Source organism: Streptosporangium sp. CA-135522, from assembly GCF_050949235.1.
Taxonomy (GTDB): Bacteria; Actinomycetota; Actinomycetes; order Streptosporangiales; family Streptosporangiaceae; genus Streptosporangium.
Genome location: NZ_CP192026.1, coordinates 4626117 through 4644072, shown reverse-complemented (window position 1 = coordinate 4644072; position 17956 = coordinate 4626117). Strand labels below are relative to the sequence as shown.

Below are 17956 nucleotides of genomic sequence, written 5' to 3'. Positions count from 1 at the left end.
CTGAATACGGCCTTCGGGGAGGAGGGTTCGGAAATCAGCGATGGGGCCGCCGGCTTCGCCGATCCGGGTGCCGGATTCGACGGCGTGAAGCATCTCCGCCGGCGTCCCCGGCCTATGGCCGATGCCTGAGCCGCTGAACACGACGAAATCAAAAGATCATCAAGCTCATCCCGTACGGCTAGCCCTACCAACGGACGGGGGTTCACCGGCTCGTGCCCGGAATATCCGAATCTCTAGCGTGAGGTTCGACCAAGCAGGAGATCCGGAAACGAGGGATGACAGGTGGCGACGCACGCGGTGCGCCTCAACGCGGTGACCAAGACTTACGGAAAGGGGGTGCACGCGCTACACGGAGTCACGGTCGACCTGCCCCGCGGCGGCTTCACCGCCATCATGGGCCCGTCGGGTTCCGGCAAGAGCACCTTCCTGCACTGCGCCGCCGGACTGGACACCCCCACGTCGGGAACGGTCCACATAGGCGAGACGGAACTGTCGCGGATGAACGAGACCCAGCTCACCGAACTGCGCCGGGAGAAGGCGGGCTTCGTCTTCCAGGCGTTCAACCTGATCCCTTCACTCAGCGTGGTCGAAAACGTCCTGCTACCGTTCCGGCTCGCGGGCAAGCGGCCCGACCACGCCTGGCTGGGCGAGGTGATCGAGCGGGTCGGACTCGGCGAGCGCACGCGGCACCGGCCGTCCCAGCTGTCCGGCGGACAGCAGCAGCGGGTGGCGATCGCCCGCGCACTGGTCACCAGGCCGGAGGTGGTCTTCGCCGACGAGCCGACGGGTGCGCTGGACACCCAGACCGCGGCCGAGGTGCTCACCCTGCTCCGCCAGGTGGTGGACACGACCGGCCAGACCGTGGTGATGGTGACCCACGATCCGACGGCCGCCTCCTACGCCGACCGGGTGCTGTTCCTGGCCGGCGGCGCGCTGGTGGACGAGGTCCACGCCGCCGGGCCGGAGACGATCGCGCGGCGCATGGCCACGCTCGGCCGCCCGAGGGCCGTGCGATGCTGAGGCTCGCCTTCGCCACCTCGCGTGGCCGCCTGCCCTCACTCGTGGGCTCGTTCATCGCGCTGCTGTTCGCCGTGGCCCTGGTCGCCTCGTGCGGGCTGCTCATGGACAGCGGCCTGCGCGCCCGCGTGCCCGCCGAGCGGTACGGCGCGGCCCCGGTCGTGGTGGCGGGACAGCAGCAGATCACCCTCGACACAGAAGAACCCGACATGGGGCAGTCGCTTTCGGAGCCGGCCGCGATCCCGGCCACCCTGGCGGGGAAGATCGCCAAGGTGCCCGGTGTCACCCGGGTCGTACCCGAGGTCGGCTTTCCGGTCGGGCTGACGGGCGCCGATGGGCGTGTGGTCGGGCGTTCCTGGGAGTCGGCGGGGCTCACGCCGTACACCCTGAATGAGGGCCGCGCTCCCGCCGCGGCGGGAGAGATCGTCGTGGACGTCACGCTGAGCCGGAAGGTGGGCGAGAAGGCGCGGGTCGCCGGCAGGGACGGCGTCCGGGAGTACACCGTGACCGGGATCGCCGGCGGACCGGGCCCGGCCCGGCAGGCGTCGGTGTTCTTCACCGGGGAGCGCGCCGCCGAGCTGTTCGCCCGTCCCGGCAAGGTGTCGGCGTTCGGGGTGTTCGGCGAGGGCGAGCGGCTGGCGGAGCGGGTCGAGCGGGCGCTCGGCGACTCCGTGACGGTTTACGCGGGCGACCAGCGCGGGCTGGCCGAGGACGCCTCGGCGCGGGAGGGCCGGGAGATGCTCATCACGCTCAGCGGCAGCCTCGGCGGCGTGATCGTCATGGTGGCGGTGCTGGTGGTCTCCGGCGCGTTCGGGCTCGCCATCCGGCAGCGAGACCGGGAGATCGCGCTGCTGCGGGCGATCGGGGCGACGCCCAAGCAGGTCCGCACCATGATCGGGCGGGAGGCGCTGGTCGTCGGGCTCGCGGCCACCGTGCCGGGGCTGCCGCTGGGGGTCGCGGTGGGGACGTGGCTGTTCGGCCAGTTCGTCGCGCGAGGCGTGGTGCCGGAGGGGTTCACGCCGCTGGCGGGTCCCGTTCCGATGCTGGTCGCGGCCGGGGTCGGGCTGCTCACGGCCTGGCTGGCCGCCCGCGGCGCCGTACGGCGCGCCGCCCGCATCAAGCCGACCGAGGCGTTGGGCGAGGCCGCGGTCGAACGCAGGGAACTCGGCCGCGGCCGGATGATCACCGGCCTGGTCTTCCTCGCCTTGGGTCTGTCCGCCTCGGGCCTGTCCATGGTCGCGGCCGGTGAGACGGCCGCGGCGAGCGCCGGCGCGATCGTGCTCCTCCTCATCACCGCCGCCGCCCTCCTGGGCCCTTGGCTGGTACGGCTGGCCGCACGCCTGGCAGGCGGCGTGGTCGGCCGGACCTCGCCGGTCAGCGGCTACCTGGCCGTGGCGAACACCAAGACGGCGGCCAAGCGGCTGGCGGCCGTCGCCAGCCCGCTCATCCTGATGTTCGCCTTCGCCTCGACCACCCTTTTCTCCCAATCCACCCTGGGCCACGCGGCCACCCGGCAGGCGCTGGAGGGCAACCTCGCCGACTACGTCCTGGAGTCGACCGGACCGGGCCTGCCTCCCGACGTCGCCCGGGCCGCCCGCGATCTGCCCGGCGTCAAGGGAGTGACCGAGACGATCGGCACCAAGGTGATCGCCGACACGGTGGAACTGGGAGCACGCACGCTGAAGCCGCTGAACGCGATCGGCCTGACCGTCCCCGCGCACGGGATCGACCTCGGCGTCACGTCCGGCTCGCTGGACCGGTTGCACGGCGACAAGGTGGCGCTGAGCACGCTGACCGCCGGCAGCCTCGGCGCCTCGGTGGGAGACAGGGTTCGGCTGCGTCTGGGCGACGGCGTACCCGTCAAGCTGACCGTCGTGGCCGTCTACGAGCGCGGCCTCGGGTACGGCGACGTCGCCCTGCCGTACCCGCTGGTGCGCGACCACTCGGAGACCGGGATGGCCGGCCGGGTGTACGTCACGGGCGGCACGAAGGAACGGCTCGCCGCACTGACCCCCGGGTTGACGGTCCTGGACCGGGCGGGCGCCGGCGCGGCGGTCAACGCGGCGCAGGAGTTCAGCGACTGGGTCAACCTGCTGGTGCTCGGGCTGATCATCGTGTTCATCGCGATCTCGGTGGTCAACACGCTGGTGACGGCCACCGGCGCGAGGGTGCGGGAGTTCGCGCTGCTACGCCTGGTCGGCGGCACTCGGCGGCAGGTGCGCGGCATGGTGCGCTGGGAGGCGCTGCTGGTCGGCGTGCTCGCGGTGATCACGGGGACCTTGATCGCCGCACCGACGCTGATGGCGCTCAGCTACGGGGTGACCGGCTCGCCTCTGCCGCACGTGCCGCCCCTCGCCTACGCGGCGATGGCGGTGGCCACGATGGGGTTGGCGTACTCGGCGGCTCTGACGCCGGCCCGGACGGTGCTGCTGGGCCGGCCCGCCGAGCAGATCCGCGGATGAGCTCCCACGCGATGCCGTACGACCTTGGGTGACCGGCGGAAAGCCTGGGAAGCGCGGTGGTGGCGCTCCTGCTGTTGGTCTGCTGGATCGCCGCCGCCGCGGTCAGCCGAAACGCATCGCGCGGCCCGCATCCACCCGCGCCGGCCACCGGGGAAATCACCGGCGGCCGGCGCGCCCGGTGACATATCGATGGATCATCGGTGGACCGGCATAATCCGGTTGGCCGTCGTCGGCCGTACGTGGATACTGTCGGGATGTTCTCCGATGCCGAGGCCGCGGCTCTCTACGATGTGATCAACCCGTGGGACCCCGCCCGTTTCCCCGAGGCCGGCTTCTGCACCGAACTCGTCATGGCGGCCGGTGCCGTACTGGATCTCGGCTGCGGCACCGGGAGCATGCTCCACCACGCCCGCGCCCTTGGTCACACCGGACGTCTCGTCGGGCTCGATCCCGACCAGGGCATGCTGGATCGAGCCAGGCGCCGCACCGACATCGAGTGGGTCCATGGCGTCGCCGCCGACGCCGCCTGGGCCGGGGAGTTCGACCTGGCCACGATGACCAGCAACGCCTTCCAGTGCCTGATCACCGACGATGAGCTGCGGGCATCCCTGACCGCGATCCGCACCTCGCTTCGCGACGGGGGCCGGTTCGTCTTCGGCACCCGCCACCCGCAGGCTCGCGCCTGGGAGAACTGGAACCCGTCGAAGGCCTTCGACATCGAAGGCGCCGCCGGGCGCCCGCTACGCATGTGGCACGAAGTCGAGTCCATCGTCGGCGACGTCGTCACGTTCACCGAGACCACCGCCGAGCGCGACGACACGGTTCTCCGCGTCGACCGGGCAAGCCTGCGCTTCCTCGACGTCCCGGCACTGGCCTCGTTTCTGACCGAGGCCGGGTTCACCGTCGAGGATCAGTACGGCGACTGGCATCGGGGGCCCGTCACCGAGGCCGGCCGCGAGATCATCACGATCGCCCGCCCCAGCTGAACCCGACGAAGCGGGCGGACTTCTGTCGAGTCTCATCGGGGACGATGAGATCAGCCGCTACATGACGGCTTCGCCTCCTGCCCGCCCCTGCGCACAGGTCCCTGGCGCTGCGTGCCGGCCCGGCGCACGGTAGATGCCGGCCGGGCAGGAGTTTCGCACGGCGACGCCTGGACTTATGCGTCCTGCTTGAACTGGATGACCTGGAGGTAGTTCCCATCAGGGTCCGCGAACGTCCCGAAGCGGCCGGAGGGGCGATCCGCGACGGGAACGAGCCAGTCCACGCCGGCCGCCCGCAGCTGCGCCTCGACGGCGTCGAAGTCGTCGACGTGGAAGTTGAGGATCATTCGGCCCGGCTCGTTGTTCTTCGCGTCGACGTCGTCGCGCTGCTCGATGACCATCAGGAAGCCGCCGAGATCGATCGGTCCTTCGCCCTCGTGTCCCGGTGCAAGCGCCCTGCGATACCAGTCACGCAGCTCCGCGGGCCGGGTGGTGCCAAGAAGGATGCTGCCAGGTTTCGGCGTTGTCATTCCAGATCTCCTTGTCGTTGTATGCGAATGGCTGTAGCGCCCGGCTGGGAAGTCGCTTCGGCGCTTTACAGTGATGGCGGCCTGTCTTTGCCGGATGTGGTCGCGGCCCCAGGATTGTTTTCGAATTCCAAGCGGGTCGCGATGGCGGCATACTCGCGCTCCAGCGTCTTGGCCGGACTGCCCTGCCAACCGGCGGCCATGGTCTGCGACATGGGGTCGGGGAAGATGTCTTCCTCCTGGTTCTCCACGCCGTCGAAGATGGCTCGCGCGACCGATTCCGGCGAGGCCTTCGGGGCGTCGAACTCGCGGGACATGTCGGTGTCGGTCGGGCCGGCGAGGACGGCGTGGACCCTTACGCCCTGGTCGGCGAGGAGTGCCCGCTGCGACTGCGTCAGGGAGAACGCGGCCGCCTTCGAGATCGAGTAGGCCGGGACGACCGGCAGCGGGGCGAAGGCCGCCATGGACACGTTGTTGACGATGGCACCGCGCGAACGGGCCAACAGGGGGAGGAAGGCCTGTGTCACGCCGTAGATGCCGAAGAGATTGACGGCGAGGTGGCGTTCGAGCACGGTACGGTCGTTGAGATCGTCAGAGAGTGCCACGCCGGCGTTGTTGACGAGAATGTCGAGCGAGGGGACCGCCTGGGCGGCCTGCTGCGTCTGTGCCGCGTCGGTCACGTCAAGGAGCAGGGGCGTGACCCGTTCGTCCGGGTGGGCGAAGGATTCGCGCGTGCCGGCGTACACCTGCTGTGCGCCCCTGCGCAGGGCTTCCTCCAGCAGTGCCCGCCCGATACCTCGGTTGGCGCCGGTGATCAGGACGATCTTGCCTGTGATCGCGGTCATCTCAGGCGCTGTTCGACTCGGCGTCGGCCAGGCCGGTGGCCTGAGGTGAGCGCCTGGTGCGCAGCACGGCGGCGGCGTGCTGGTGAGCCGGGGCGTTCCCGTCCTGTTTCGGGTTGGGCTGCCCCTCCCCTGTGTTGATCAGGTTTCGCAGGCTGCCGCCGATATAGCCGCCCCACGCGTTGGAGCACACGTCGTAGCACTCGTACTGCGGGACCAGGCCCACGTGGGTGAAGTGGACCTCGGCGCCGCCGTCCCTTTCGGAGATTTCGAAGACGACCTCGGTGTCCTTCCATTCGGCCTGGTCTTCGATGAAGTCGAAGTAGTTGTCCAGGACGAGCCACGCGACCTTCCGGCCGGGCACGAGTTCCGTGACGCGGATCGTGCAGCGGTGGACGTCCTTGTAGTGGTAGTCGAACTCGCCGCCGACCCGGTCGGTGACGCCCTCGACCTCTTGCGACCACCAACCGCGGACGTCGGTGATGGCCTCGAATGCTTCCTGGGGACTCCGGTCCACCGAAAAGGTGGTGGTGAAGCTCTGCTTCCGATCAACTTGCATCATGCAAGCAACCTTAGTCCGGGCGCTTTCATGACGCAAGCGCCCACGGTAGACTGGGCGCATGCTGGGGAAGACCTACGACTCGCAGGTGTGCTCGATCGCACGCGCCCTGGAGGTGATCGGCGAACGCTGGAGCCTGCTGATCGTTCGCGACGCCCTGTTCGCGGGGGCGACCCGCTACAGCGACTTCCAGCGCGGCCTGGGCATCGCGACCAACATCCTCAAGGCCCGGCTCGACGGCTTCGTCGAGGCCGGGATCATGCGGCGCCACAGATACTCCGAGCAGCCCGAACTGCATGAGTACCTGCTGACCGACAAGGGGCGTGCGCTCGCGCCCGCGCTGGTCGCGCTCTCCGAGTGGGGCGACCAGTGGGCGACCGACGGGGAGCCGCCGATCCTCTACACCCACTCGGTGTGCGGCACCGGAATCACCCAGCGGACGGTGTGCGCCCACTGTGGTCACGTGGACGACCCGACCGAGATCCAGGCCACGATCGGGCCCGGCATGCCCCCCGAACGCATACCGCAGAAGGCCTGACCTTCGGCGCGATTCGCTCGCGACCGCGATGCTCCCGCCAAAGCCGGGGTCCCGTCGTGGTGACCGGCTCGCGGTGGCTTCCGCCGCGGCGCGGGGACCGCGGCCACACGTTCACCGTTGCTCGGCCTTTTACGCATGCCGGTTCACCGCGCCGTCCTCGCGGGCCGGATGGCCGAACACCAGGCGCTTGTACGGACCGGTCACCACGGCCGCCTCGGTCGCCATCAGCAGGTCCGGCAGCTACTCCACCCTCGCCGCGCGGAGCGAGTAGACCTGCGGGACGCGCAGTCCCGGCGGGAAGCGGAAGTGGCCACGGTTGTGTTCATGCAGGAACTCCAGCCGGAGGCCGGCAGCAGTCAGGGCGCTGACGACATCGCCGATGCCGTGCAGCCATTGGACCGTGAGGGTCGCGGTGGTCACCGCACTCGGGTAGGCATAGGTGCCGGGCACGTCCACGATGATTGGATCTCGCTGGAAGTAGTCGTTCTCGACGGTGCGACCGTCTTCAGCCAGAACGTCGGCGAAAGGATGGAACTCGGCCAAGTAGAGGAAGCCTCCCGGAGCGATGAGCGCTGCCGCAGTCTGTGCCCACCGGGTCATGTCCGGGAGCCGGCACAACGCGCCGAGGCCGGTGTAGACGATGTCGAAGGTCTGTGCGCCGAGTGCGTGGACGGCGTCATACACGTCGGCGGCGACGAAGCGGGCGGTGGCGGCGCCGATCTGCTCGGCCAGGCCGGCGGCCGCAGCCACGGCCGGCTCCGAGAAGTCGAGGCCGGTGACGATGGCTCCGCGCCGAGCCCAGGACAGGGTGTCCAGCCCGATATGACACTGGAGATGGAGCAAGGTCCTGCCACCGTCGTCGCCGACCTCGGCGAGTTCGAAGTCCTGGAGCGTGTCCTTGCCTGCGACGAAGCCGGGAAGGTCGTAGAAGGAACCTGCGACATGGATCGGAACGCGTTCGTCCCAGTTGGCGCGGTTGGCCGCACGCCAGTCGGCGGGGCCTGGAGCCGTTGATCTCCGCATAATCCGGATTGATCAGGACGTACGGCATGCGCCCGGCCATGCCGGGACGGTGGGCCACCATCGACCAGCCATGAACAGCACGGTCAGCGGCGGGCGAAGATCCCTACAGGCGCCGCGTCCGGGTTGCCCGGGTTCCAGGTCATCTGTGCCGATTTCGCATCCTCCATCCCGATCTCTGGCTACCGCCGCCGGTCGGCCGGTGGCCGCAGGAGGCCGTGCACGAGTGCGCGTACGCCCTTGTCGTAGGTGTCGCGGGCGGTCAGCTCCTCCCACCGCTCGCCCAGCGCCGCCAGCCGCGGCAGCTTGACCGGGTCGAGGTCGGTGAAGATGCGGCTGCGATACGTTGGCCGGTCCTTCTCACGCCGACGTGCCACAGCCGCCCGCGCGCTGATCTCGCCCGCCGTGTAGTGCCAGATGATCCGGTATCCGTCCACGGCCTCCTCCGGCGTCAGCCCGGCACGTACGAGGCCGTCGATGATCGTCTCCGGGTACCAGAGCGCGCGCACGGACAACAGATCGTCCGACCTGAGCACCTCCACGATCCACGGGCAACCGATCAGCGCCTGCCGCATGGCGGTGGCGGCGGCCGCGACGCGCTCGACGGGGTCCTCATCGTGCAGCTCGGGCATCTCGATCCCGGCCGCGTACTCGTCGAGCAGCAACTGCAGCAGATCGTCCTTGTCCCGCACGTGGTGGTAGAGCGCCATCGCCGTGGTGCCGACCTCGCGGGCCAGCCTGCGCATGGTCAGCCCCTGGATCCCCTCTGCGTCGATGATCCGGTGGGCGGCGGACATGATGTCCGCCCTGGAGATCTTGGGGGGGCGCCCCGTTCGAGCCGGCATCCTGCCATGTTACTTTCTATACATGTATAGAAAGTCTCCATGGATCGCCATCGGTGTACTCGCCTACGCCGTCGCGGTCGGAACCCTGCAAATGACGGCGGTGGTGCCGATGCTGCCCGTGCTGCAGCACGACCTCCAGGTGCCGCTCACCTCCGCCTCGTGGGTGCTCACCTCCGCCCTCCTGTCCGGCGCGGTCGCCATCCCTCTGCTGTCGCGCCTCGGCGACCTGTACGGCAGGCGGCCGGTCGCGCTGTGCGCGCTCGCCCTCCTGGTGGCCGGGTCACTGGTCGCCGCCATGGCCACCACGCTCCCGCTGCTCGTCATCGGACGCGTGCTGCAAGGCGTCGCCGCTCCCCTGCTCCCGCTGGCCATGGGCATCGCGCGGGAGACCGTGCCCCGCGAACAACTGCCCACGGCCATCGGCGTGCTCAGCGCGATGATGGGGGTCGGCAGCGGTGGCGGGATGATCCTGGCCGGGCTGGTCGGCGGCACCTACCAGGGGCTGTTCTGGATCCTGGCGGGACTCGGCGCGGCCGGCTTCGCCCTCGTGGCCGCCTTCGTCCGCGAACCCCGCCGCGACCGCGTGAGCGACGGGCGTCCGGATCTCGCGGGCGCCGTGCTGGTCGCCGGCTGGCTGGTCTGCCTGCTGCTCGCCATCAGCAAGGGAGCGACCTGGGGCTGGGCCTCGCCGCTCACCTTGGGGTTGCTGGCCGGGGCGGTCGTCGTGGCCTGGGTGTGGGTGCTGACCGCGCGCCGTACCGCGTCCCCGCTGATCGAGATTCCCATGCTGCTGCACCGCGGGACGATCGGCGCGACAGCGGCGTCGATGCTGCTGGGCTTCGCCCTGTTCACGTCGATCACCACGATCTCCTCCGTCGCGCAGGGCGCGCTGGGCGGATCGGTGCTCCAGGTGGGCCTCTACCTGCTGCCGACCGCGGTCCTGATGCTGGCGGTCTCGCTGCTGGCGGGCCCGCTGATGCGCCGCTTCCCCGCGGCGTCCCTGGTCGGCACCGGCTCCCTGCTGGTGGCCGCCGCCGCACTCTGGCTGGCCGCCTCGCACGACGCCCCCTCCGACCTGTACGGAGCCGCGACCATCCTGGGCGTCGGCGTCGGGCTCGGCTACGCCGCGCTGGGCACCATGGCCGTCGAACACGTCGAGCCCGCCAAGACGGCGGCCGCGGGCGGCGTGAACGCCCTGGTCCGCGTCGTCGGCAGCAGCCTGGCAGGCACGATCACCGGGGCCCTGCTCGCGGGCGGCGGCACCGGATGGAGTTTCGGCGTCGCGGCCATCGCAGCCCTCGTTTCCGCGTTCTTTGGATTCATCCACCATGTCCTGGCGCGAGTTCCAGGCGTACTGATCAAGGAGCCGGCATGACCGCACGTGACGACAGGCTCGTGGCATGGGGCGACGAGCTGGTGAAGCTGCACGACGGCTTCCGCCGCGACCTCACGGAGCTGCGCCGCTCCGCGAGCCTCGGACCCGGCCTGCGCGAGCACTGCCTGACGTTCTGCGAGGCCTTGCACGCGCACCACGCGGGCGAGGACGAGGTCCTCTTCCCCCACCTGGACGGCCTGCACCCCGAGCTGGCCGAGGTCCTGGCGCGGCTCAGGAGCGAGCACCAGACGGTGGCGCGCATCCTCGCCCGGATACGATCACTGACCGAGACCGGGGACCGGGCAGCGACGGGAGCCGAGCTGGACCGGCTCGCCGGGGAGTTGGAAGCCCATCTGGATTACGAGGAGGAACAGCTCGTCCCGCTGCTCAACCAGATGATCGACATGCCGGAAGACCTCTGACTCCTTTACCGGTTTTCGGCTTTACCGGTTTTCGGCGCCTCGACCAGGCGTCTCAGGGGCACCATGGAGCCGGAACGCGCCGGCGCCGGTCAGCCGATGATCTTCCCCACCTCTGCGATCGAGCGGGCCGTCAGGGATCGCGGGCGCGGTCCACACGACGGCCGGCTCGCAGAGCCCGGCGTCGGTGGCGGGCAGCCAACGGCCGGCTCGCCTGAAGGGAGCGGCTCCAGCTGCTGGATGGGCGTCGAGACGGCCTACCGCGTCAGGCGGAGGCGGGTCCGCGGCGTGCGTGATGTTCAGCTCCTGCGCGACCGCGATGAAGGATTCCACGCGGCGGACCTCGACGTCGGTCATCATGCTCACGTCACAAGGTCCGGCCGCGTGCTCTCGACACGAACAGCGACTGTGACAACCCTCGGAATCTCTTGTTTCCGCAGTCGAGATCGGTCGATACAGGATTTGGGCACCCGATGATCCTCGTCGAGAGGATGACCATGTGCCAAAGTCATGGCGAGCATCGAACGCGTGGTGGTGTTCGCGACCACGCCCGACAACCACGTGCAGATTCTCTCCAAGGATCCCGCCGTCGTGGTCGCCGCGATCGAGGAGGTCGGCAAGCGGGCGGCGTGAGTCACCCCGCCGGTGTGGAACCAGCCGTGGCCGACACCCGCAAGCCCGCCTCGACCGCGCGAAAGCCGATCGCCTCCAGACGCGGCTCGATGAAGCCCCGCACCGTGCGACAGCGCTTGACCGGCTCGGCCCACCACTCGGCGGACGCGTCGTCGTCGCTGTTCGATCATGCGGTGGCGTGGCTACGCGGAAACCGGATGCCGCTGCCGCGGTCGGGCCACAGCCGGCCCTACGCCACGCAGAACTCGTTGCCCTCCGGATCCTGCATGATCCACCAGTGTCCGGCCGGTCCCTTGTTCACCTCGCGGACACGGGTCGCCCCCAGGTCCTCCAGCCGGGCCACCAGCTTGTCACGGCCGTCGGGCTCGCTGTGGATATCGAGGTGCAGGCGGTTCTTGCCGGTCTTGCCCTCGGGCACGTCCTGGAAGAGCAGTCGCCGACCGCGGCCGATGCCGCTGATCTCGTCGAACTGATCCTCGGGGTGGCGGATGGCGGCGTAGCCGCGGAAGATCCTGCGGCCGCGATGCTCGACGATCGCCTCTTCACCGATGTGGCCGGCGGCCAGCAGTTGCTCGATGAGAGCGCTGGGATCTTCCACCTCGTAGCCCAGTGCCGCGGCCCAGAAATCCGCCAGGGTGGGTGCGTTCGTGCTGTCGATGACCAGTTTCCAACCCAATGCCATGTAACCATTTATATTGGTTACATGGACTCCGCCGCAACCCCAGGGCTAACGCTGTACTCCCACACCGGCGTCGCCTACCGGTTCGACCCCGGCGCGTTGTGCCTGGAACTGCTGACCACCGGCGGTCCCGGCCCCTACGCCCGATACGAGGTGCTGCACCAGCCCGCCGACCTGGCCGTCTGGGCAGGCCGTTCACGGCTGACGCCGACGCCCGAACTACGGATCTCCGAGACCGAGGTGGCGGACGCGCGTCGACTGCGAGACGCGTTGTTCCGGGCGGCCATCGCCCGAACACGTGGCGAGCCGCCGGCACCCGGCGATCTGAAGGTCATCAACGAAGCATCCGCCCACCCGCCCCTGGCTCCCGCCATCGGGCCGGGCGGAGACCGGCGGTGGGCCGGAGCCGCCGGCGGCGCACACTTGCTCGCCACCGTCGCGCGCGATGCCGTCGAGCTGCTCACCGGCCCGTTCGCGCACCGCATCCGGGTGTGTGCGGCCGATGACTGCCATCTGATCTACGTCGACACCTCTCGCCCCGGGCGCCGCCGATGGTGCTCCATGGAGCACTGCGGCAACCGCCACAAAGTCCGCGCGCTACGCACCCGCCGCTCCGAGAAAGAATGATCACGATGGCCACCGGGCTCACCAGCCTCGTGGCCGCCGGCGTCTACTACAGCGTGGTGGAGTCGCACGCTGTTTCGGCACCGCTCGTTCTCCGCAGGCGCGGCGGCCAGCCTGGTGCACGCGATGACGATGAGCTCTTTCTTCCTACAGCGCGGCGGGGAGCTTCCCGCACGCCTTCGCGATGGGCCCTCTCGCCGGTCCTGGACGTGGTGCGGGACTACCGGTGGGGGCGGGTCGAGGAGACCATGGGCGAGGATCCGTATCTCGTCTCGATGATCGGCGCCGCCTACGTGCGCGGCCTGGAGGGCGCGGGGATCATCGCCACGCTCAAGCACTTCGCCGGTTACTCCGCCTCGCGCGCGGCCCGCAACCACGGTCCCGTCCCGATGGGGCGGCGTGAGCTGATGGACATGATCCTGCCGCCGTTCGAGACGGCCATCGCCCTCGGCGGGGCACGGTCGGTGATGAACTCCTACTCCGATGTGGACGGCGTGCCCGCCGGAGCGGACCCCTGGCTGCTGACCGAGGTGCTGCGCGAGGAGTGGGGCTTCACCGGGACCGTCGTCTCGGACTACTGGGCGGTCTCGTTCCTGGCGACCATGCACCGGATCGCCGCCGACACCGACGAGGCCGGCGTACGGGCGCTGGCCGCCGGCATCGACGTCGAGCTGCCCGACACCCTGGGCTTCGGCCGGCAACTGGTCGAACGGGTGCGCCGCGGCGAGATCCCCGGGGCGCTGATCGACCGGGCGGCGCGCCGCCTCCTCACCCAGAAGGTCCAGCTCGGGCTGCTCGATCCGGACTGGACGCCCGAGAAGTCCGTGTCCGGGGCCTCCTCCGTGGATCTGGATTCGCCGGACAACCGGGCGCTGGCGCGCGAGCTGGCCGAGCGGTCGATCGTCCTGCTCGACGCCGGGACCGCGCTGCCGCTGCTCGGCGAGGGGCGCACGGCGCCGCGCCGGATCGCCGTGGCCGGGCCGTGTGCCGACGACCCGCGCACCTTCATGGGCTGCTACGCCTTCCCCACCCACGTGCTGCCCCGCCACCCCGGACTCGGGCTCGGCGTCGAGGCGCCCAGTCTCCTCGACGCGCTGCGCGCCGAACTGCCGGACGCCGAGATCGTCCACGAGCGTGGCTGCGACGTGCAGGGCGACGACCGCTCCGGCTTCGCCGCCGCGGCCACCGCGGCCCGCGAGGCGGATCTGTGCGTGGTGGCCGTAGGCGACCACGCCGGGCTGTTCGGGCATGGAACCTCAGGGGAGGGCTGCGACGCCGACGACCTGCGGCTGCCCGGCGTGCAGGAGAAGCTGCTGGCCGAACTCGCCGCCACGGGCACGCCGGTCGTCGTGGTGGTCGTCTCCGGACGTCCGTACGCGCTGGGCGCGGCACATGCCGTGGCCGCCGGGCTCGTGCAGGCGTTCTTCCCGGGTGAGGAGGGCGGTCACGACGTCGTCGCCCAGGTCACCCGGCCGGTCAGGCAGCTGACCGGGTTCGCGCGGATCCCGCTGGAATCCGGAGCCGAGGCAGACGTGACCTTCCACGTGCACGCCGACCGGACGGCCTTCACCGGAAGGGACCTGAGACGCATCGTGGAGCCCGGCGACATCGAGGTGTTCGCCGGCACGTCGGCAGCCGAGCCGCCGTGTCAGGGCAGGGTGCGGCTGACCGGCCCGACGCGGGTCGTCGGCCACGACCGGCGCCTCGTCACCCCCGTATCTGTCGAAAAGCACGAGGGAAGCGATGCCGACCAGTTCTAGGCGGGCCACGCTGGCCACGGTCGCGGCCTCGGCCGGCGTGTCGGTCGCGACCGTGTCCAAGGTGCTCCACGGCCGCAGCGACGTCGCGCCGGAGACCCGCTCCCGCGTGGAGTCGCTGTTGCGGCAGCACGACTACGTCGCGCCCCCTCCGCGCCGGGGCGAGGCCGTCGGGAGCGACACGGTCGAGGTGCAGTTCGACGGAGACATCTGCGGCTACTCCGCCGAGATCATCCAGGGCATGGTGACGACCGGGGCCGAGGTCGGCGTCGGGGTGGTCGTCAGCATCAGGAAGGACCCCGACCTCACCGTCGCCCGAGCCCGCGACCTGGTCGCCGCCGGACGGCGCGCGTTGATCGCCGTCACCAGCGAGCTGACCGCCGAGCACCTCGCCGCGCTGTCGCGCGTCCGCCTGCCACTGGTCGTGATCGACCCGCTCAACATGCCGCCGGCACGGGTGACCAGCGTCGGTTCGACCAACTTCGCCGGCGGACTGGCCGCCACCCAGCACCTGCTCTCCCTCGGGCACCGGCGTATCGCCTACATCGGAGGTCCGGCCACGGCGTCTTGCAACCAGGCACGCCTGCACGGCTACCGGGCCGCCATGGAGGCCGAAGACACGCCTGTGCCACCCGGCTACACGCGGTTCGGGCACTTCCGCTACCGGGACGGGCTGGAGGACGGCGCGGCCGTGCTCGACCTGCCGAAGCCACCGACGGCGATCTTCGTCGGCTGCGACGAGTCCGCGCTCGGCGTCATGGAGGCGGCCAGGGCACGGGGCCTGCGCATCCCCGAGGACCTGAGCATCGTGGGCTTCGACGACACCCAGATCGCCCGGATGACCTCGCCGCCGCTGACCACCGTCCGCCAGCCGCTGCGTGAGATGGGCGCCGTCGCCCTGCGTACGGCACTGCGTCTGGCGGCCGGCGAGCCGATCGACTCTCCCCACGTCGAGCTGGCCACCGAGCTGATCGTCCGTGGCTCGACGGCGAGCGTGACCCGCTAGGAGCATGGCTGAGAGGCGTCCGCCACGTCATGGGACGTCGAGGTTCCGGCTGTCGTCCGCCGCGAACACGGGCATTCTGCAGAAAGCCAAAGAAATCAGCGCCGTAACTGTAATGAAGGCCGGGATCACGCGAAGCAATATCTCTGCAAGGACTGCTGAATGTCGCGGCGGCGAATCCGCTTCTGACGGGTAGGGGCGTGGTTCCCTTGCCTTGAACCCATTGGGCGAACGGCGTGCGGGCCTGATCCCGGCGCGCTTGCGACGCCCGACGGATAAGGGCATTTTCATCCGAAGAAAGAAGGAACTCGCCTATGTCCAAGAAACCATCGCGTTTCCTGCTCGCAGGTCTCGCGGCGAGTTCGGTACTGGCTGCCACGGCCTTTTCCGTCTCGACGCCCGCATTCGCCTCCGAGACGGGAAGCGCGCGCCAGAGCGTCGTCACCGTGCTCGACTACAACAGCACGGGTTGGACATACCTCCAGGTCCCGCCCGCCACCGACGTGCCCCTGTTCTACGAGCGGGGCTTCGACGACAGTGCCTGGCGGAGGGGCCAGGAGGGCTTCGGCACCGCGACCGGCTGCTCGTTCAACAACCCCGTCAACGTCAAGACGCCATGGGCCGTGAACACCGACATTCTGGTACGCCACTGGCTCCATATCCCACGGGACGCCCAGCAGGTCCGTATTCAGGGAACCATTGACAACGATGCGCAGGTCTATCTGAACGGCCATCTCGTGCAAACGGCCAACAGCGGCTATTGCAAGACCGGCGCGATCGACGTCGTCGTTCCGACCACCTATCTGGACTGTTGCAACCTGCTCGCCATCCGCGGGCACGACTATGGCGGAGCGACCTACCTGAACGTCCAGGTCACCTATATCAAGCCCACCCAACCGTAACGCCCCAGCGGTCGCCCGACTCCATTCACGGGGGGCGACGCGAGTGATGACGCCGTAGCCCGTAACGCACAAGCCGTGGCCCGTAACGCACAAGAGGAATGCGCGCGGGTGCGGGCGACGGCAGGCCCGACGCGGCGCCGGTCTCGCAGGGCAGCGGCTTGGACGGTCGAACGTCCTCGCGGGTTCACCCGGATGGGCCCGCGAGGATCTCCTCAAGGGCATCGCCGGCGGCTACCGACCCGACCCCGGTGCCCGACTCTGAGAATCCAAGGCGATCAAGCGTTGCGCGGTGGCCCTGGCGCCGTCAGTGCGCACCGCGGCGGCGATGATCTGGGCACGGCCTGCCACGTCGGGCTGGAGGGCGTGCTTGAGAGCCGTCGCCAGCGAGTCAGCGGTCGGTGCGCCGGGCGGGTGGGCGGATCCGATCCCGAGCCGGCGGATTCGTTGCGCCCAATAGGGCTGGTCGTACATCTGGGGAATGACGACCTGGGGTGCTCCGGCTCCCGCGGCTGCGGTTGTGGTGCCCGCGCCGCCGTGGTGGACGACGGCGGCGACCCGCTTGAAGAGCGCCTGCTGGTTGACCTCGCCGATGGACAGGCAGTCGGGTTCGTCGTCTATCGGTGACAGGCCGGCCCACCCGCGCAGCACGATCGCACGGCGGCCGAGCGCACGGGCCGATCGGATCATCGCCTGGGCGAGGGCTTGTGGAGCGCGAATGCTGCCGAAGCCGAAACAGACGGGTGGTTCGCCGGTGTCGAGGAAGTCCACCAGCCCGGGAGGCAACGGACGCTGATCCGCCAAGATCCAAGCGCCCGTCTGCACGACATCCGGGTCCGCAGGCTCAGGCCAGGGCCCCAACGTCGGGTCGGCGGCCAGCCAGGGCCGGTCGGTGAAGATGTGGCTTCGCACGTCAGTGACCGGGGCCAAACCGGCCGATGCCCGATGGGAGTTGAGAGCGGCGCCGAAGGTGTCGTTCCAGCGTTGTGCGTCGGCGACCCACAGAGTGCGGTCATCGACCGTTCCGTCCGCCGGCGTCTGTCCCGGCATGGGGATCGGCGCGTGGTGAGGGGAAGGCAGGGTTTTGGGGCAGTAGCTCGCGTAGACGTAGGGGACGCCCATCCGTTCGGCTATCGAGCGGGTGGCGATCTGCAGGGCGCCACCCGCCACGAGGACGTCGCAGCCTTGGGCCGCCTCCGCGATCGTGGCGAACTGGGTGGCGACCGAAGCTTCCACCCCTTGAAGCAGCTGCTCCCGCGTAGGTCGGGGCCGGTCGGCCGACGCGGTCCCGCGCAGCTCGGGGCCGATGGGCACGACGGGAATCCCGAGGCCGTCGATCCAGTCGCGAAAGTCCGGGGGCACGCACAGGCGGGCTTCCTGGCCGAGAGCCCTCAACTCCATCGCCAGCGCCACCAACGGCTGAACCTCACCACGCGACCCGATCGTGGACAGCAGCACGCGCATGAAGACTCCTCTTGCAATGGCTTCGGCTACGGTCGCCGACCGCATCGTGAATGTGAGCGCGCGTAGGCGTCCGGCTCCGTTCGCCCGGGGCCGGCTCGGCTCACGGCCCCGTATTCTGTCCCGGCATCGGGGTCTTGCGGCAAGTCCCCCTCCCCGCTATACGTTGAAAGTGGAGACGGGGGACGGTGTCTCCGCGTGGGAGGCAAGCCGCATCCCAAAATAGACGCCAGCAAGAGGAAATCACCTGCTCAAGGCGGGGAGTCGCGTAAGAGGGCGGCTCCCCGCCTCTGCTTTGGTTGGGTGCCGGACG

The 17956-nt window shown here is 69.9% G+C and carries 18 protein-coding genes; 11 read left to right on the top strand and 7 right to left on the bottom strand.

All coding sequences use genetic code 11. The features are described from left to right. Nucleotides 1-282: 282 nt before the first annotated feature. The 3 genes from ACQPYK_RS21560 (at nt 283) to ACQPYK_RS21550 (ending at nt 4465) form a co-directional block, all read left to right on the top strand. Nucleotides 283-1020, top strand: coding sequence for an ABC transporter ATP-binding protein (locus ACQPYK_RS21560; RefSeq protein ID WP_433257803.1), 738 nt, complete (start codon nt 283-285; stop codon nt 1018-1020). Next, nucleotides 1014-3479: an FtsX-like permease family protein gene (locus ACQPYK_RS21555; RefSeq protein WP_433257801.1), complete on the top strand. Its 2466-nt coding sequence runs from the start codon at nt 1014-1016 to the stop codon at nt 3477-3479. Before ACQPYK_RS21560 ends, ACQPYK_RS21555 begins: the two co-directional genes overlap by 7 nt. Nucleotides 3480-3733: 254 nt before the next feature. Next, nucleotides 3734-4465 (top strand): class I SAM-dependent methyltransferase, encoded by a 732-nt coding sequence (locus ACQPYK_RS21550; protein ID WP_433257800.1) that lies wholly within the window; start codon nt 3734-3736, stop codon nt 4463-4465. A 173-nt stretch (nt 4466-4638) separates the two neighbouring features. On the opposite strand, the gene ACQPYK_RS21545 is transcribed toward ACQPYK_RS21550, so the two are convergent. The 3 genes from ACQPYK_RS21545 to ACQPYK_RS21535 all read right to left on the bottom strand — a co-directional run bounded on the left by ACQPYK_RS21545 (nt 4639) and on the right by ACQPYK_RS21535 (nt 6393). Further along, complete coding sequence (locus ACQPYK_RS21545; RefSeq protein WP_433257798.1) at nt 4639-4992, bottom strand: VOC family protein; 354 nt, start codon at nt 4990-4992, stop codon at nt 4639-4641. Between the two features lie 65 nt (nt 4993-5057). Further along, complete coding sequence (locus ACQPYK_RS21540) at nt 5058-5834, bottom strand: SDR family NAD(P)-dependent oxidoreductase (protein ID WP_433257796.1); 777 nt, start codon at nt 5832-5834, stop codon at nt 5058-5060. A 1-nt stretch (nt 5835) separates the two neighbouring features. After that, complete coding sequence (locus ACQPYK_RS21535) at nt 5836-6393, bottom strand: SRPBCC family protein (protein ID WP_433257794.1); 558 nt, start codon at nt 6391-6393, stop codon at nt 5836-5838. A gap of 58 nt (nt 6394-6451) precedes the next feature. On the opposite strand from ACQPYK_RS21535, the gene ACQPYK_RS21530 reads away from it, so the two are divergent. After that, entirely contained in the window at nt 6452-6928 is a 477-nt protein-coding gene (locus ACQPYK_RS21530; protein ID WP_433257792.1) for a winged helix-turn-helix transcriptional regulator, read from the top strand. Nucleotides 6929-7168: 240 nt separating this feature from the next. On the opposite strand, the gene ACQPYK_RS21525 is transcribed toward ACQPYK_RS21530, so the two are convergent. Both ACQPYK_RS21525 and ACQPYK_RS21520 read right to left on the bottom strand, forming a co-directional pair. Next, nucleotides 7169-7951, bottom strand: coding sequence for a class I SAM-dependent methyltransferase (locus ACQPYK_RS21525; RefSeq protein ID WP_433257790.1), 783 nt, complete (start codon nt 7949-7951; stop codon nt 7169-7171). 179 nt (nt 7952-8130) lie between these two features. Further along, the gene (locus ACQPYK_RS21520; protein ID WP_433257788.1) at nt 8131-8793 is read right to left on the bottom strand and encodes a TetR/AcrR family transcriptional regulator; all 663 of its coding nucleotides are present in this window, start codon (nt 8791-8793) and stop codon (nt 8131-8133) included. Between the two features lie 22 nt (nt 8794-8815). On the opposite strand from ACQPYK_RS21520, the gene ACQPYK_RS21515 reads away from it, so the two are divergent. The 3 genes from ACQPYK_RS21515 (at nt 8816) to ACQPYK_RS21505 (ending at nt 11220) form a co-directional block, all read left to right on the top strand. After that, on the top strand, nt 8816-10168 hold the full coding sequence (locus tag ACQPYK_RS21515) for an MFS transporter (RefSeq protein ID WP_433257786.1): 1353 nt from the start codon (nt 8816-8818) through the stop codon (nt 10166-10168). Further along, entirely contained in the window at nt 10165-10590 is a 426-nt protein-coding gene (locus ACQPYK_RS21510; RefSeq protein WP_433257784.1) for a hemerythrin domain-containing protein, read from the top strand. Before ACQPYK_RS21515 ends, ACQPYK_RS21510 begins: the two co-directional genes overlap by 4 nt. Nucleotides 10591-11097: 507 nt before the next feature. Further along, nucleotides 11098-11220 carry a hypothetical protein gene (locus tag ACQPYK_RS21505; protein WP_433257783.1) on the top strand — a complete coding sequence of 41 codons (123 nt, stop codon included), beginning with the start codon at nt 11098-11100 and terminating at the stop codon, nt 11218-11220. A gap of 229 nt (nt 11221-11449) precedes the next feature. Here the strand turns inward: ACQPYK_RS21505 and ACQPYK_RS21500 are convergent, their stop codons facing one another. Then, entirely contained in the window at nt 11450-11902 is a 453-nt protein-coding gene (locus ACQPYK_RS21500; protein WP_433257781.1) for a VOC family protein, read from the bottom strand. Between the two features lie 21 nt (nt 11903-11923). Between ACQPYK_RS21500 and ACQPYK_RS21495 the strand changes: the two genes are divergently transcribed. The 4 genes from ACQPYK_RS21495 (at nt 11924) to ACQPYK_RS21480 (ending at nt 16185) form a co-directional block, all read left to right on the top strand. Then, on the top strand, nt 11924-12526 hold the full coding sequence (locus tag ACQPYK_RS21495) for a CGNR zinc finger domain-containing protein (RefSeq protein ID WP_433257779.1): 603 nt from the start codon (nt 11924-11926) through the stop codon (nt 12524-12526). Between the two features lie 5 nt (nt 12527-12531). Continuing rightward, nucleotides 12532-14283: a beta-glucosidase gene (locus ACQPYK_RS21490; protein ID WP_433257777.1), complete on the top strand. Its 1752-nt coding sequence runs from the start codon at nt 12532-12534 to the stop codon at nt 14281-14283. Continuing rightward, nucleotides 14267-15286 (top strand): LacI family DNA-binding transcriptional regulator, encoded by a 1020-nt coding sequence (locus tag ACQPYK_RS21485; RefSeq protein WP_433257775.1) that lies wholly within the window; start codon nt 14267-14269, stop codon nt 15284-15286. Before ACQPYK_RS21490 ends, ACQPYK_RS21485 begins: the two co-directional genes overlap by 17 nt. Before the next feature lie 311 nt (nt 15287-15597). Next, the gene (locus tag ACQPYK_RS21480; protein ID WP_433257774.1) at nt 15598-16185 is read left to right on the top strand and encodes a hypothetical protein; all 588 of its coding nucleotides are present in this window, start codon (nt 15598-15600) and stop codon (nt 16183-16185) included. 231 nt (nt 16186-16416) lie between these two features. On the opposite strand, the gene ACQPYK_RS21475 is transcribed toward ACQPYK_RS21480, so the two are convergent. Further along, a complete protein-coding gene (locus tag ACQPYK_RS21475) occupies nt 16417-17646 on the bottom strand; it encodes a glycosyltransferase (RefSeq protein WP_433257771.1) in 1230 nt (409 codons plus the stop codon). Between the last annotated feature and the right edge of the window lie 310 nt (nt 17647-17956).